Source organism: Bacteroides sp. OF03-11BH (genome assembly GCF_003604005.1).
Lineage (GTDB): Bacteria > Bacteroidota > Bacteroidia > Bacteroidales > Bacteroidaceae > Bacteroides > Bacteroides ovatus.
The window spans coordinates 65,923-82,470 of the sequence record NZ_QTMW01000009.1; the positions used below are offsets into that span (position 1 = coordinate 65,923).

A 16,548-nucleotide genomic window follows, 5' to 3' on the forward strand; every position below is an offset into this window, starting at 1 on the left:
TTTTTTTAGAAGCTAAGATTAAGACCGAACATGATATTTCTAGGTACAGGATATGCCCAAGACTGCATACCGGTAGATCTGGTTTGTGGATCAAATCCTATAAAATCTTTAGCAGTGATAGTGAACAAATTGTCAGCAGAGATATAAACTCTTAAATTGTCAATAGCCACCTTATTCATAAGGTTCTTCGGAAGAGTATATCCTAAAACCATGGATTTCATTCTTAAATAAGAACCATTCATTAAGAAACGGCTGGAATTAGTTTCTGCTCCCGAGTTGTCTCCAGCTACAAATTTGGGTACGTCGGTTATATCTCCCGGCTTTTGCCAGCGGTTGTCATAAACGTAGTTAGATACCGGGCCTAAGAAATAATGTCCAACCTGCATATCAAATGCAAATCCGGAGTTATATACTTTATTTCCCAAGGTGAAACTGGTATCAAAAGAGAAGTCAAAACCTTTGTATTTGAAATTCATTCCAAAGCCACCATAAAATTTAGGATCGGCAGAACCTACAATTCGCTGACCGGCCTCATTTACATTTTTTGTTTTCTCATCCCCTTCTTGTCCTTTATACCACATTGCTTCTCCTGTTTCAAGATCCACTCCTGCATATTCCGGCATATAGAACGTATTATACGCTTCACCAACTTTTCTGATAGTTAGAGTATTCTCAATTGGTTTTTCCGTGGCAAGTTTTATGATTTTATTTTTATTTGCCGTACCAGTGAAACGAACATCCCAACTGAAATCTTTATTTCTAAGTACGTTAGCGTTAATTAAGAATTCTATACCTTTGTTTTCCATCTCACCTACATTTTTCAGGATAGATCCGAATCCAGTTGTGTAAGAAAGTGGTACATCAAATATCATATCTTTTGTCCGTTGGTTATAATAGTCCACTTCGAGTGTCAGTCTTTCGAAGAAAACAGCATGGATACCGATATCGGCTTTCGCAACAGTCTCCCATTTAAGATCCGGATTGGCTATTTGGTAAGGAATAGCTCCAGGTTTGCCATTATAAGAATATCCATAATTATACAATCCCATTGCTGCATAATAACCAATATCCTGGTTACCTACAGTTCCATAACTACCTCTGATAGTCAAATCTGTCAACCAATTTTTGGTATTTTCCATAAAGCTTTCGTTAGAGATTCGGTATTTTGCTCCTATAGACCAAAAAGGAGCCCATTTGTTGTTTACACCAAATCTTGACGAGCCGTCATAACGGAAACTGCCTGACAGATAATATTTATCATTCAAGTTATATTCTGCATTCATAAAGAATGAAGAAAGAGTGCTTGCTTTGGTTGAAGATCCCGCCCCTGTTGGCTTGGAAGCATTGTCCAATTCAAAAACAGCATCACTAGGATATCCACTGGCAGCTGCATAAATTGTTCTATAAGATATTTTCTGTGCTTCTTGTCCCAACAACACATTCAAATGATGCATGTCTTTGAAAGTGCGGTTGAAGTTTACGGTATTGGTAATGGTCAAGGTTGTTGCTCTTTCCTGGTTTCTTTGACCAAGCATACCACTACCGGAATATTGAGGATTATAAATTGAACTGTAAAAGAACTCGTCCAAGTCAATCAAGCTCAATCCTGCATTTGTCTTCCATGTTAAGCCATCAATAATATTATAAGTAAAATATGGATTCACAACCAATGTAATCTGCTTTTGATTGCGTTTATCACCTTTTTCTTTATCGTTAATAGCTACAGGATTATAATTAACATTTGTATTATATGTTCCGTCTTCATTGCGCACCTGTTCAAACGGACGGATGTCATATACTGCTACAATAGGATTAGTATATTGGCTTTCAGTCATAGTGTTGTTTATATCGGAGAGTGCTCCATTCACAGAAAGTCCATATCCTATCCGCCCGCTTTTTCCATCTAAACTAATACGTCCGCTATAGCGTTTCATTCCAGTTCCGATGACGATACCTGTATTCTGAAAATATCCTCCACTAATATAATAGCGCAAATTTTCATTCCCACCTTGAGCACTGATATCATATTCTTGTGAAAAACCATTTTGCAGAATCTCCTTCAGCCAATCCACACTCTTGATATTTTGCGTCAAGTCCACATTATACCAATCCATAACATAGGCATTCAGCCATTCAGCAGAAGTCATGCCATCCTCACCGTCATATCCTGCATTTGTTAGTCCTTCGGTCCAGATCTCTTTGTATTTATCCAGATTTGTCGTACGATAATTATGATCTATCTTACCTACAAAACTAGTTCCGACTTTTGCATTCACATTAAAACGCGCTTTTCCCAGACTACCTTTTTTAGTAGTAACTACAATTACTCCATTCGCTGCACGAGCTCCATAAATAGCTGTAGCTGTAGCATCTTTCAAAACTGTGATGGACTCAATGTCGTTAGGATTGATATTAGCCATCGGACTTGCCGCCATATCCCCTGTTCCGGCTTTGTTATAAGCCCCCATTTTGTCTGTGTAAATGGCAATACCATCAATTACGTATAAAGGTTCAGTTCCAGAGTTCATTGAACCAACCCCACGAATAGTAGTAGAAGCATATGCACCAGGTTGTCCAGTCAAGCTATTTACTTGTAAACCAGCTACTGATCCTTCCAAAGACTTCATAAAGTTTGCATCTGTTTTTTTCATCAAGTCCTTGTTATCCACCGTTTGGGCAGATCCCGTAAATGCCGCTTTTTTAGTTACCCCATATCCGGTTACCACAACCTCATCTATTAGCTGTGCATCAGATTTGAGAACCACTCGCAAATTGGGCTTTATCGCCACTTCCTGCGTCTGCATACCGATGTACGAAATCTGCAAAGTCTTTGCAGAACTAAATACAACTATAATATGTTGATTACTAACAATATATATGATGTTTGCTTTCCTTCGAAAATAAATTTTTGTTGTAGTTATTATGCAGATTATCAATATATTAAGCACCTACCAAACATATTAATTTACTGATTTATGATACCAGATTTCTATCAAAAATAGGGCATAACCATCTATTAGTTAATTATTTAAGTTCTTATCTTATATGATATAAGCTAAAACTTATTTCCATCTTAACTGTTGAAGATGGTTTTCTTGTTCTAAATTATATCCAATAATTATTGACTATAATAATATATTCATTAGCAAACGGTAATCTAAGAAAAAGAAAAACTCCAGATGAAAAAATGCATATTTTATTACTGTATATTTTAAAATATGCAGGGGTGGATTCAAATATCCTCCAAAATCGCAGAGAATATGATTGATGAATATTTATATTGGATGGTTATATGCTTTTTCTGTATCAAAGAGATTGTGTAATTACATCTAATTATGCAAAAAGAGGTATTTATCATTTATCTGATGCTAAAATGAAAGAATCCCAAATACCGGATTTTAATAGCTATTAGAGGCTGTCAAGTTTATAAATTAGCTTTTAATCCTTTCCTTTTAAAGAAAGCAAGGGCTTCTCTACGACCAATGACTCGTTCCTTTTAAAGGAACGCTTTATTCCTTTAAATGGGACGAGTGATAATATTCGTAATTATGATGTATCTTTAGATTATATATATGCGTTTTCGGAACTTATATTGCATATTCTTTCATTTAATTATACACACTTTCTTCTATTAGAGAAAATTATACCTTCCATTTCTATAACCAAATCTTAAAAACAGAACACTTTCGTTTAGTTTTTGTGCTTATTATTATTTTTTTGATGAGGCAGTTTTCTCAAGATCACGCACCACTGTAATATCCATAATATTCGCATATACCTGCGTAGTCTTTACACTTTTATGTCCTAACAGTTTTTGTACAGTAGTTATATTGGCACCATTATATAATAATAAGGTAGCATTTGTATGACGGGCGGTGTGAAACGATACACGTTTATCAATTTTAGCCAAGCCTGCCAATATGTTTAATTCCTTATTAATATTAGAATTGTCTTTCAACTTGAAAAAACTATTGAGGTCATCTTTATAGCGTTGCAATATCTGGATTCCTTTACCCTCAAATAATAAATATAAAGGAAGGCGTACCTCCATACCTGTTTTGACAGATTTGTATATTATCCAAGTCTCCTGATGGAACTCAACAATATTTGCAGAGGTCAGATTAGTGAAATCAGAATATCGTAATCCAGCATAACAGCAAAATAAAAAAGCATCTTTTGTTTTTTGCAGTCTCGTATATCTTCCAGTCAGCTGCAAATTCTCAAATTTGTGTAACTCTTCCGGAGCTAAGTGTGTATGGCTTCCTTCTATACTTTTAATTTTATATTTTCTAAAGGCATACTTCTGTATATCCATATACTCCTTATTTATTGCAACATTAATATATCGTTTCAGATGCTTCATGTGCTTGGCAATAGTATTAAGGTGATAACCTTTAGATTGCAGGTAATTATCAAATGAAGACACAAACTCAAATGTCAAATCGGTAAATAATACCTCTTTCTTGAATTCCTGAAGTAATTCAAGCGTGGAAAGGTGATTTTGACGGGTACTTTCTTTCAAAGAAGAATTGGCTATCTCCTCTTTAAAAAAAGTCAAAAACGACCTTCCATTGCTTAGAGGTTTATCAATCGAATTTTTTAATAAATCTAACGATATGGACTTTCCCTGTTGCCATAGTCCAAGTTCTGTTTGCTCAATAGCTGCTATATTTTCATATAACATACGATTCAAAACATTCGCATTAGGATGATTCTTCACCATTTTTCGTTTGGTATCCCACTGTTCCGGTTTGAGATATATTTTGGTGGAGAAATACATCTTTTTCCTGTTCAGATAGGCTTCTACCTGAACTAATGCCATTCCTCTTTTATTCAATCTCTTCTTTCTGTTAAACACAAGGTTGTAACTGATCTTTTCCATACTTTCATTTTTTAATTAATAATAGAACAAATTAGACGTAATTCTGTGCTATATCAGAGGCGAATAAGCATTAATATCTCTAAAAAATAAATCTTCAAATCACTTGGTATTCACAAAACTTTAAATTAAATGCCACTTTTTTATTCGCTTTTTCACGAAAAAAGCAAAAAGAATGGCTTTCAAAGGTGTTTTATGACTAAAAACGAGTAAAAGAAATATTAAAAGAGGCATTTTGCTTATGCAAAGTGTCAATTGCTGTTTTAGCAATCAAAGCTTTTGGTTGAAAAAAATATGCTTATCGGCATAAATACAGCTTATAAAATAACAAAATGTTATATTTGCAACCTTTTTTTATTAATATAATTGCTAGTTTCAGTTTTATTAATATATTTGCAAATTGTTAGAGTAAAGATACAAATAATGTAAAGTTAAACTTTAAGAGAGAATTTATGAAAAGAAAATTAATGCTGTTATTGGCATGCCTTTTTGTGGGCATAGGCCTAGTAACTGCCCAGACTCAAAAGGTCACAGGCGTTGTGATTTCTGAAGAAGACGGGCAACCAGTTGTTGGTGCTTCTGTGTTGGTAAAAGGTACCACTCAAGGTACAATCACAGATGTAAATGGTAATTTTAATTTGTCAAATGTACCAAGTTCTGCAAAGACTTTGCAGATTTCGTATATTGGTATGCAGACACAAGAAGTGGTGATCAAACCAACTTTAAAAGTTGTGCTAAAGTCTGATTCCCAAAATCTAGATGAGGTTGTAGTGACAGCTATGGGGATTAAGCGATCGGAAAAATCCCTAGGTTATGCCGTATCTAGTGTGAAGGGAGATGAAATAACTAAAGCACGTGAAAGTAATGTACTTAACTCTTTGTCTGGTAAGATTGCGGGACTGCAAATAGCCCAATCATCTGGTACGGTAGGTGGTAGTTCAAGTATACAGATTCGTGGTGCCTCTTCTATTGGTTCCGTTTCTTCTCCTTTATTTATTATTGACGGGCTTCCAATTGACAATGGTTCTTATAATCCTGACAGAACTAATGGTATAGTCGATGTTGGTAACCGTGCAGGGGATATCAATTCAGACGATATTGAATCTATCAATGTATTGAAAGGAGCAGCTGCAACTGCATTGTATGGAGCGCGTGCAAAGGATGGTGCTATTGTTATTACTACAAAGAAGGGAAAAAAGAACTCTCCGGTATTTGTAACAGTAAACTCTTCTACACGATTTGAAAATGTACTGAAGTTACCTGATTTTCAAAATGAATATGCACAAGGTAGTTATGGCGTATATAATGTGAAAATGTTGAATGGTTGGGGACCGAAGATTTCATCGGTACAAGATCAACAGTTTACAGATTACAAAGGTGACAAAGTGACTTTGAAAGCAAATCCTGATAATGTAAAGGATTTCTATGAAACTGGAATGAGTTATATTAATAATGTATCAGTTGCGGGTGGTGGTGAAAAGGCCGACTTCCGCTTGAGCTTTACTTCTACTAATCAGACTGGTGTTGTACCTGGGTCTGACTACAATAAATACGCTTTTTCTGTCAATGCGGGTATGAATTTTACTAAGAACTTCACTGGTCGTATTTCTGCTCAATATATACGTTCCGATTCTGAAGGTCGTCCGGCACAAGGTGCAAATGATAGCAACCTACTGATTCCATTGATCAACGGATTGCCTAGAACTATTGATATACATGATATTCAAAAGAATTGGATTGATGAGAATGGAAAGCAGATAACATTAGATCCGGAAGGTAAAAGTAATAATCCATATTGGATTATTAATAAGAATAAGTTTACCAATAATTTAGATCGTATGATTGGTAATATTACATTGACTTATAAACCGATTGAAGGATTGACTATCACCAATAATGCCGGAACAGATTTTTACACAGAAGGAAGGCGTAAGGTGTATGCAAAGGGGACTGTAGGAGCCTTGAACGGAAAGTTCCAGACTTGGAATTTGTATAAAAGAATTATGAATAATGACTTAATGGTTTCTTACGAGAAGACTTTTGCAAATGACTATCATTTTAAGGTAATGATGGGGCATAATCTCTATCAGGAGGAATGGAAAAATGAAAATGTGCAGGCGCAGAATCTGGTTGTTGATGGGCTATACACATATACTAATGCGAAGTCTACTACTCCGGTAAATTATTATGAAAAGAAACGTCTTGTTGGTTTATATGGAGATATTAGTTTGGGATACAAAGATATGCTTTTCGTAAATGTAACAGGACGTAATGACTGGTCGTCTACTCTACCGATCAATAATCGTTCCTATTTCTATCCTTCCATAAGTGGTAGTTTTATTTTTACGGAGTTGATGGAAAACAAAGATATTCTGAATTTTGGTAAGGTTCGTTTGAGTTATGCTAATGTGGGTAGTGATGAAGATCCGTACAATTTGGCATTTAAATATACTCCCGCTAGTACTTACTTTTTGCAATATCTGGGTGATGTTAACACTTTCCCCCATATGGGATTAGTTGGCTTTACGGGACCTCGTGTCTTACCAAATGAGAATTTGAAGCCGCAAAATCAAAGTTCTTTTGAAGTTGGAGCTGATTTGCGTTTCTTCGGTGGAAAAATTAGGTTAGATATGACTTATTATAGCAATATTACAAAGAATCAGATTGTAAGTATTGATGTCCCATTGTCAACAGGCTACTTTGCCAATAATATTAATGCCGGGAAGATTGCCAATAAAGGTGTTGAAGTAACTTTGGGGTTGACTCCTGTGGAAACACGTGATTTTAAATGGGACCTGGATGCAACATTTGCTTCAAATAAGCAGACAGTGGAGGAGTTAGCTGAAGGACTTGATGAATATACGTTAACGAGTGGACTGAGCGGTTTACAAATTAAGGCTGCTAAAGGAGATTCGTTTGGCTTGTATGGCACGGGTTGGAAACGTGATGACCAAGGAAATTATGTGATTAATTCTAAAACAGGTTTGAGAGAAACTGTTAATAACGTGCGTTTAGGAGATGTATATCCTGATTTTACGATGGGAATCAACAATACATTTACTTATAAGGGAGTTACCTTGAGTTTCTTGATTGATATCCGTCATGGAGGTTCTTTGTATTCAGAGACTGTAGCTAATTTAAGAAGTAGCGGTTTGGCTGCTGAAACAATAGCTCACCGTGAAGATGCTTCCTTTATTGAGCCGGGTGTAATCCTTCAGGATGATGGAACATATAGACCTAATGATGTTCCTGTGAAAAGTATGCAGGATTATTGGCAGCATATATCCAATTCTAGTAATAATGAAGGGAATATCTATAATGCATCATTTGTAAAACTCAGAGAGGTACAGTTGTCTTATAGCTTCCCGCGCAAATGGTTCAAGAGCTTTTTTGTTAAATCATTGGATTTAGGTTTTGAGGCACGTAACTTATGGATTATTAAAGATCATGTGCCACATATTGATCCGGAAGCTAACTTCTTCGGTCCTTCTCAGATTGGGGGTGGTGTAGAGTTTAACAGCATACCTTCTACCAGAAGTTTTGGATTTAATGTCAGATTAACATTGTAAGATTTAAACGAATATGATAATGAAAAAGAAAATATTAACATACGCATTGAGCGCTTTGGCATGTTTAACTTCATGTAGCGATTGGCTCGATATTAACCATGATCCCAATACTGCCGAGAAAGTTGATCCCGGGTATTTGTTTAACTATGTAGCTGTAAACTGGGCTGGAACACGCACTGGTGGTGACTTTTATATTCCTTTATCTATGAGTTCGCAGTGTCAAGTTGATGGTGGACTTGATTACGGTGGCTGGGATGAATCTGTATATACTATTTCTCCTTATAGTACAGGGAATGTCTGGAAACATTATTATTCTGTAGGTGGCAATAATTTGATGTTAGCTATTAAAAATGCAGAAGAGTCAGAACCGGTGAATCACAATGCTATTGCGCAGTGTAAGATTCTTTTGGCTGAGCATATGTATGAGGCAACGATGTTGTGGGGAGATATTCCTTTCACAGAATCCTGGAACGGAACAATTAAATATCCGAAATTTGATTCTCAGGAAAGTGTATTGAATGGTGTTTTGTCATTACTTGATGAGGCATTACAGCTTATAGATCTGAATGATGCTAATGCAATTGATGAGTACGATATCTATTACAAAGGTGATATGAACAAATGGATGACTTTGGCAAAGTCTTTAAAGTTTAGAACATTGATGGTTATGGTAGATAAAGACCCTTCTAAGGCTGCTGCTATTGGTACGTTGCTGCAGGCTGGAGGAATGGTTGCATCAGCAGCGGACAATTTGGTATTTCCTTACTCTACAGATCCGGGTAACCAGAACCCTAAATATGAACTTATAGAATTGGTTGGGGGGACACAAATATTGTTCTTTGCTAGCAATTATATGTTGAAACCGATGCAAGAACGTGATGATCCCCGTATTCCCTGTTATTTTGAACCGGGTGCGGATGGTGTATACCGGGGGTTGGGTAATAGAGAGGCTGCAAAGACGGATGATGAAGAAAATCTACTGTCATCTGTTGTAAGCAACTACCTTTTCAGAAGAGACGCTCCGGAATTGATTTATTCTTGTCAAGAACAGCTACTTTTGGAAGCAGAAGCTTATGCGCGCGGATTAGGAGTTGCTCAAAATCTGTCGAAAGCTAATGAACTGTACCTGAAAGGAATTCGTGAAGCATGTGCTTTTTATGGAGTTGCGGAATCCGATATTGATACATATGTTACAGGTTTACCGGAATTGACAACGATGACCCAGGAAAAAGCTCTGTATGAGATTCATATGCAGCAATGGATTGATTTGATGGATCGTCCGTTTGAGGAGTTTGTACAATGGAGGCGATCTGGTACTGCCGGAAACGAGGTTCCGACATTGCAAGTCCCGGAAGATGCAACTTCAAAAGAATTGATCAGAAGATGGGAATATAGTCCTGAAGAAATGACAGCTAATATTAATGCACCGAAAGAATCTCCGAAAATCTGGGAAAAACTATGGTTTGATTTATAATTGAATTACCATAAATGATACGAAAAAGAGGACAATAAAACATTGTCCTCTTTTTTTTTGTTATATTTGCGCCCACATTATTATATATAATAGAAGTAAAGAATGAAAGAATTTGTAATATCCGAAGCCAAAGTAGAAACAGCAGTGCTTGTAGGACTCATCACACAGACGCAGGATGAGCGTAAAACAAACGAGTATCTGGATGAACTGGCTTTCCTTGCCGAGACGGCTGGGGCGGAAGTTGTGAAACGATTTACACAGAAGTTGCCGACGGCTAACTCTGTAACTTATGTTGGAAAAGGAAAGTTGGAAGAAATCAGACAATATATCCATGACGAAGAGGAAGCAGAACGTGAAGTAGGAATGGTCATCTTTGATGATGAGCTTTCTGCGAAACAGATTCGTAATATTGAAGCTGAACTGAAAGTGAAGATACTGGACCGTACTTCACTGATTCTTGATATATTTGCCATGCGTGCGCAGACAGCCAATGCGAAGACACAGGTAGAACTGGCACAGTATAAATATATGTTGCCGCGTTTGCAGCGGCTTTGGACTCACTTGGAACGCCAGGGAGGAGGTTCCGGTGCCGGTGGTGGCAAAGGTTCCGTGGGACTTCGTGGTCCGGGTGAAACACAGCTTGAGATGGACCGCCGTATCATCCTGAACCGTATGTCATTGCTGAAAGAACGTCTAGCGGAGATTGACAAGCAGAAAGCTACCCAACGCAAGAATCGCGGACGCATGATACGTGTTGCACTGGTTGGTTATACCAATGTGGGAAAATCAACCATGATGAATCTTCTCTCCAAGAGTGAAGTGTTTGCGGAAAACAAACTGTTCGCTACTTTAGACACTACTGTGCGCAAAGTGATTATCGATAATCTACCGTTCCTGTTGTCAGATACAGTAGGGTTTATTCGCAAGTTACCTACCGACTTGGTAGAATCTTTTAAATCTACCCTGGATGAGGTACGTGAAGCAGATTTGCTTGTGCACGTAGTCGATATTTCCCACCCCGGATTTGAGGAACAGATTGAGGTGGTGAACAAGACCCTGGCAGAGATTGGAGGCAGTGGCAAACCTATGATACTTGTATTTAATAAAATAGACGCTTACACCTACGTGGAGAAAGCGCCGGACGACCTTACCCCCCGAACAAAGGAAAACTTAACACTCGAAGAACTGATGAAGACGTGGATGGCAAAAATGGAGGATAACTGCCTCTTTATTTCCGCCCGCGAACGAATCAATATAGACGAACTGAAAAATGTAGTTTATCAGCGAGTGAAAGAATTACACGTTCAGAAATATCCCTATAACGATTTTCTTTATCAGACCTACGAAGAAGAAGAGGAAGAATAATCAATATGCTAATATGCTGATGTGCCAATTGGTTGCGCGTACTGCATCAGAATTGGCACATTGGCATATGGGCACATTAACACATTATTAAGATGAAAGACTATCGTAGATTGACTGAAGATGAGATACTTCAGTTGAAGAGCCAGTCATGTCTGGCCGATGATTGGGGAAATGTATCAGTGGCAGAGGGTTTTAATTGTGAGTACGTCCATCATACCCGTTTCTCGGGTGAAGTAAAACTGGGGGTATTCGAAGCTGAATTTACATTGCCGGGGGGAATCAAGAAACATTCGGGATTACGTCATGTGACGTTGCACAATGTGTCGGTGGGCGATAACTGCTGTATTGAGAATATACAGAACTATATTGCTAATTATGAGATTGGCAGTGACACCTTCATTGAGAATGTAGATATTATTTTAGTGGATAGGTTAAGCACTTTTGGTAATGGGGTAGAAGTGGCTGTCTTGAATGAAACAGGAGGCCGTGAGGTGTTGATGAACGATAAATTGTCTGCGCACCAGGCATATATTCTTGCACTGTACCGCCATCGTCCCGAGCTGATAAACCGTATGAAATCTATTGCGGATTATTATTCCAATAAACATGCTTCTGCTGTCGGCAGTATTGGCAATCATGTGATGATTCTCAATACGGGCTCGATCAAGAATGTCCGGATTGGTGATTACTGCCATATCTGTGGGACCTGCCGCTTATCCAATGGCAGCGTCAATAGTAATGTGACGGCACCTGTACATATCGGACATGGTGTAATCTGTGATGACTTTATTATTTCTTCCGGCTCTAAAGTGGATGACGGTACGATGCTGACTCGTTGTTTCGTCGGACAATCCTGTAAACTGGGACACAATTATTCCGCTTCCGATTCTTTATTCTTCAGTAATTGTCAGGGAGAGAACGGTGAGGCATGTGCTATTTTTGCAGGTCCTTTCACTGTGACACACCATAAATCTACTTTATTGATTGCCGGTATGTTCTCGTTTATGAATGCGGGTTCGGGGTCCAACCAGAGTAATCACATGTATAAGTTAGGTCCTATCCATCAGGGAACGATGGAAAGAGGAGCGAAGACTACTTCCGATTCATATATCTTATGGCCGGCACGTGTCGGGGCCTTCTCTTTGGTAATGGGACGTCATGTTAATCATGCCGATACTTCCAATCTTCCTTTCTCTTACCTGATAGAGCAGCGGAATACCACTTATCTAGTTCCGGGAGTTAACTTGAGAAGTGTGGGTACTATCCGTGACGCACAGAAATGGCCAAAGCGTGATAAGCGAAAAGATCCGAACCGGCTGGATTATATCAATTATAACCTGCTGAGTCCTTATACCATTCAGAAGATGTTTAAAGGACGTTCCATTTTGAAAGAATTGAAACGTGTATCCGGTGAAACTTCAGAGATCTACTCCTACCAGAGTGCTAAAATCAAGAACTCTTCTCTGAATAACGGAATCCGTTTTTATGAAATCGCCATTCACAAGTTCTTGGGAAACTCCATCATAAAACGATTGGAGGGTATTAATTTCCAGACCAATGAAGAAATCCGTCAGCGACTGAAACCTGACACGGAAATCGGACTTGGCGAATGGGTGGATGTTTCCGGACTGATTGCTCCCAAGAGTGAAATCGACCGATTGTTGGATGGTATTGAGAATGGAACAGTCAATCGTTTGAAATCCATCAATGCAAGTTTCGCGGAAATGCACGAGAATTATTATACCTATGAATGGACATGGGCTTATCATAAGATTCAGGAATTCTATGGCTTAGATCCGGAAACGATTACGGCACAAGATATCATCGGTATTGTGAAAGCATGGCAGCAAGCTGTTGTCGGATTGGATAAGATGGTGTATGAGGACGCTAAGAAAGAATTCTCATTGTCTTCCATGACTGGATTCGGTGCTGATGGTTCTCACGATGAAATGAAGCTGGATTTTGAGCAGGTACGCGGTGATTTCGAAAGCAATACCTTTGTGACAGCAGTATTGAAACATATTGAAGATAAAACAGCTCTTGGAAACGAGTTAATCAAACGGATTGAAGCAATCGGATCATAATAGGAGTGGCAGATGGCGAACTGTGGATGATAAACAGGATATGATAAATAGCAAACTGTAAATAAAATAGTGAGCGGTGAACGGCAGATGTCAATGAATGGCATAGCTTGTTTACCGCTCGTTGTTTATAGTTTATGATTGTCTTTTGCTGTTCCTGCTTTTCTCCGTTATTCATTCTTAATTCTTCATTCATCATTCGCCATTCTTCATTCTTAATTACTACCTTTGCCACACTAACTAACATTACGTAATAAAATAAGAAACTTATGGCAACACCTCCGTTTAAGTATCAGCCCATGTTTGAAAAGGGAAAAGATACAACTGAGTATTATCTGCTTACAAAAGACTATGTATCAGTAAGCGAGTTTGAAGGAAATCCTATCCTGAAAATTGAGAAAGAAGGTTTGACTGCGATGGCTAATGCAGCTTTTCGTGATGTATCATTCATGCTTCGTCGTTCGCACAACGAACAAGTTGCTAAGATTCTGAGTGATCCGGAAGCAAGCGAAAACGATAAGTATGTGGCGCTGACTTTCTTGCGCAATGCAGAAGTTGCTTCAAAAGGCGTACTTCCATTCTGCCAGGACACCGGTACTGCTATTATCCATGGTGAAAAGGGACAGCAGGTATGGACTGGATATTCTGATGAAGAAGCGCTTTCACTGGGCGTATATAAAACATACACTGAAGAAAACCTGCGTTATTCACAGAATGCGCCTCTGAATATGTATGATGAGGTAAATACCAAATGTAACCTCCCTGCACAGATTGACATCGAAGCTACCGAAGGTATGGAATATGAATTCCTTTGTGTAACAAAAGGTGGTGGCTCTGCCAACAAGACATATTTGTATCAGGAAACAAAAGCGATCCTGAATCCCGGTACATTGGTTCCGTTCCTGGTTGAAAAGATGAAAACATTGGGAACAGCCGCTTGTCCTCCTTATCATATCGCTTTCGTAATCGGTGGTACTTCTGCTGAAAAGAACCTGTTGACAGTGAAATTAGCTTCTACTCATTTCTATGATAACCTGCCGACTACCGGAAACGAATATGGTCGTGCATTCCGCGATGTCGAACTGGAAAAAGAAGTATTGGCAGAAGCTCACAAGATTGGGTTAGGTGCACAATTCGGAGGTAAATATCTTGCTCACGATGTACGTATCATCCGTCTGCCTCGTCATGGTGCTTCTTGCCCGGTAGGTTTGGGCGTATCTTGCTCTGCCGACCGAAACATCAAATGTAAAATCAATAAGGAAGGTATCTGGATTGAGAAACTGGATTCAAATCCGGGTGAACTGATTCCGGCTGAACTGCGTCAGGCAGGTGAAGGTGATGTTGTGAAGATCGACCTGAACCGTCCGATGCCTGAAATCCTGAAAGAACTGACTAAATATCCGGTTGCTACCCGTTTGTCATTGAACGGAACGATTATCGTAGGTCGTGACATCGCTCATGCTAAACTAAAAGAACGTTTGGACCGCGGTGAAGACTTGCCACAATATATTAAGGATCATCCTATTTATTATGCAGGTCCGGCAAAAACTCCGGAAGGCATGGCGTGTGGCTCTATGGGTCCTACTACGGCAGGACGTATGGATTCTTATGTAGAACTGTTCCAAAGTCATGGCGGCAGCATGGTGATGTTGGCAAAAGGTAACCGTAGCCAGCAGGTGACAGATGCTTGTCAGAAATATGGTGGTTTCTATCTTGGTTCTATCGGAGGTCCGGCAGCTATCCTTGCACAGAACAATATCAAGAGCATCGAATGTGTGGAATATCCGGAATTGGGTATGGAAGCTATCTGGAAGATTGAAGTAGAAAACTTCCCTGCATTTATCTTGGTAGATGATAAGGGTAACGACTTCTTCAAACAGTTGAAACCGTGGAATTGCAAAAAATAACCGGTTGATGCCTGTTGGGATAAAACTGTAAGAAGAGGCTGTAAATGCCTTGAATTAATAAAGGGGCTGTTTGACTATTTTATTGTTAGACAGCCCCTCTTCTTATTTTAAGGACTTAAAGACTTTCCGGATATTTACTTTTTCAGTGTAAATATCAGCCTTTCATCAGTTATGATTACTTATTCTGTTCTTTTTTCCATTTTTCATATCTCTTCAACACCTTGCTTCCATCTTTGTTATACCAACTATAACCATTTCGGCGTTCGTGTCCGATTTCCGATATATCATATTTTTTAATGGCATCACGGTCGCAGAAAAAAGGCCGGTTTGTTTCCAGATCATAAAAACGTGCCCAAAGAGTAGGACAGTCTTCACAGGGAACCATGCGATAGTCTTTTTTGCCATCACTGTTAGTGAAATATTCCTTCTGTATTCCTTTTATTTCAGACTTTTGGAACCATTTGATAGCACCTTCTATGGATTTTACAACGTCTGCAGATGGATGGGGAAGTGACATCAACAGTAATACAATGTTGTCAGACTCTTGTCCGCTTAGTGACGGGAGTTCATAGGCACGTGCTTTGCAGGGTTCCAAAGTGACACGGTCGTGTTGGGCGCACCACACTGTTAACTCTCCATTTTGGCGCACCTGCGTTTTGAGTATACACTCTATCCCTTTATTAAATGCAATACGTGCTTGTTCACAGATATTGTCAGGAAGGAAAGTGTAGGGAGCTTTCTTTTCGTATATGCTCCGAAGTTGGTTCATGACTCTCACCATTGCATTGTCATTGTAGGTGATTTGTACGTAATAACCTTTGGGACGCGGATAAAATTGAGGCCATCCACCGTTTTCATACTGCGATTTGAGCAGATATTGAATACCGTTCAGCACTCCTTCTTTATATTTCTCTTTTTGCGTAGCTAGATAAAGTCGTGACAAATATTCTATTTCTGTCGTGGTGGCATTGTTGTCAATGGTGCTTTGGTTGGTATCTTCTTTAGCTTTTAGTGCTGCATTATATTCTTGTTCCGTCAGTTCTGCCGGCATATAGATATTCTTGGGCCAGCCTCCGGTCGTTTGTTGATAGAGTAACACGTTGTCACCGATGCGTTGGGCTTCTTCCGTCTTGAAGAAATCATCGTCAAATTTTGGGGCGATGTGTACCCATTCTTTGTAGTTCTGTTGTTTTCTGTAATCTGTTGCTTTTTGGGCTGAGGCGTTTGTCAGGATAAAAAGTAGCAGTAAGAAAAGACTTAGTTTTCTCATGGC

Annotated in this window: 9 protein-coding genes; 5 read left to right on the plus strand and 4 right to left on the minus strand. The window is 38.8% G+C overall.

Annotation, left to right across the window (positions count from 1 at the left end):
- Positions 1-5 precede the first annotated feature (5 nt).
- Together DXA54_RS08940 and DXA54_RS08945 are read right to left on the minus strand one after the other, a co-directional pair.
- Positions 6-2,804 (minus strand): SusC/RagA family TonB-linked outer membrane protein, encoded by a 2,799-nt coding sequence (locus DXA54_RS08940; protein ID WP_371682939.1) that lies wholly within the window; start codon positions 2,802-2,804, stop codon positions 6-8.
- A gap of 905 nt (positions 2,805-3,709) precedes the next feature.
- Positions 3,710-4,882, minus strand: coding sequence for a site-specific integrase (locus DXA54_RS08945; RefSeq protein ID WP_008650053.1), 1,173 nt, complete (start codon positions 4,880-4,882; stop codon positions 3,710-3,712).
- Between the two features lie 449 nt (positions 4,883-5,331).
- Between DXA54_RS08945 and DXA54_RS08950 the strand changes: the two genes are divergently transcribed.
- The 4 genes from DXA54_RS08950 (at position 5,332) to DXA54_RS08965 (ending at position 13,371) form a co-directional block, all read left to right on the plus strand.
- Positions 5,332-8,448: a SusC/RagA family TonB-linked outer membrane protein gene (locus DXA54_RS08950; protein ID WP_243647645.1), complete on the plus strand. Its 3,117-nt coding sequence runs from the start codon at positions 5,332-5,334 to the stop codon at positions 8,446-8,448.
- 13 nt (positions 8,449-8,461) lie between these two features.
- Positions 8,462-9,922 carry a SusD/RagB family nutrient-binding outer membrane lipoprotein gene (locus tag DXA54_RS08955; RefSeq protein ID WP_032848933.1) on the plus strand — a complete coding sequence of 487 codons (1,461 nt, stop codon included), beginning with the start codon at positions 8,462-8,464 and terminating at the stop codon, positions 9,920-9,922.
- A gap of 102 nt (positions 9,923-10,024) precedes the next feature.
- Positions 10,025-11,287: a GTPase HflX gene (hflX, locus tag DXA54_RS08960; protein ID WP_004326261.1), complete on the plus strand. Its 1,263-nt coding sequence runs from the start codon at positions 10,025-10,027 to the stop codon at positions 11,285-11,287.
- A gap of 92 nt (positions 11,288-11,379) precedes the next feature.
- The gene (locus DXA54_RS08965; protein ID WP_008650063.1) at positions 11,380-13,371 is read left to right on the plus strand and encodes a DUF4954 family protein; all 1,992 of its coding nucleotides are present in this window, start codon (positions 11,380-11,382) and stop codon (positions 13,369-13,371) included.
- Here DXA54_RS08965 and DXA54_RS08970 read toward each other — a convergent pair.
- Positions 13,343-13,603, minus strand: a complete 261-nt coding sequence (locus DXA54_RS08970; RefSeq protein ID WP_229097412.1) for a hypothetical protein — start codon at positions 13,601-13,603, stop codon at positions 13,343-13,345. The genes DXA54_RS08965 and DXA54_RS08970 overlap by 29 nt on opposite strands.
- A 34-nt stretch (positions 13,604-13,637) precedes the next feature.
- Here DXA54_RS08970 and DXA54_RS08975 point away from each other — a divergent pair, with 34 nt between their 5' ends.
- Complete coding sequence (locus DXA54_RS08975) at positions 13,638-15,275, plus strand: fumarate hydratase (protein WP_004306525.1); 1,638 nt, start codon at positions 13,638-13,640, stop codon at positions 15,273-15,275.
- 175 nt (positions 15,276-15,450) lie between these two features.
- Here DXA54_RS08975 and pelA read toward each other — a convergent pair whose 3' ends face one another.
- On the minus strand, positions 15,451-16,545 hold the full coding sequence (pelA, locus tag DXA54_RS08980) for a pectate lyase (RefSeq protein ID WP_008650065.1): 1,095 nt from the start codon (positions 16,543-16,545) through the stop codon (positions 15,451-15,453).
- Between the last annotated feature and the right edge of the window lie 3 nt (positions 16,546-16,548).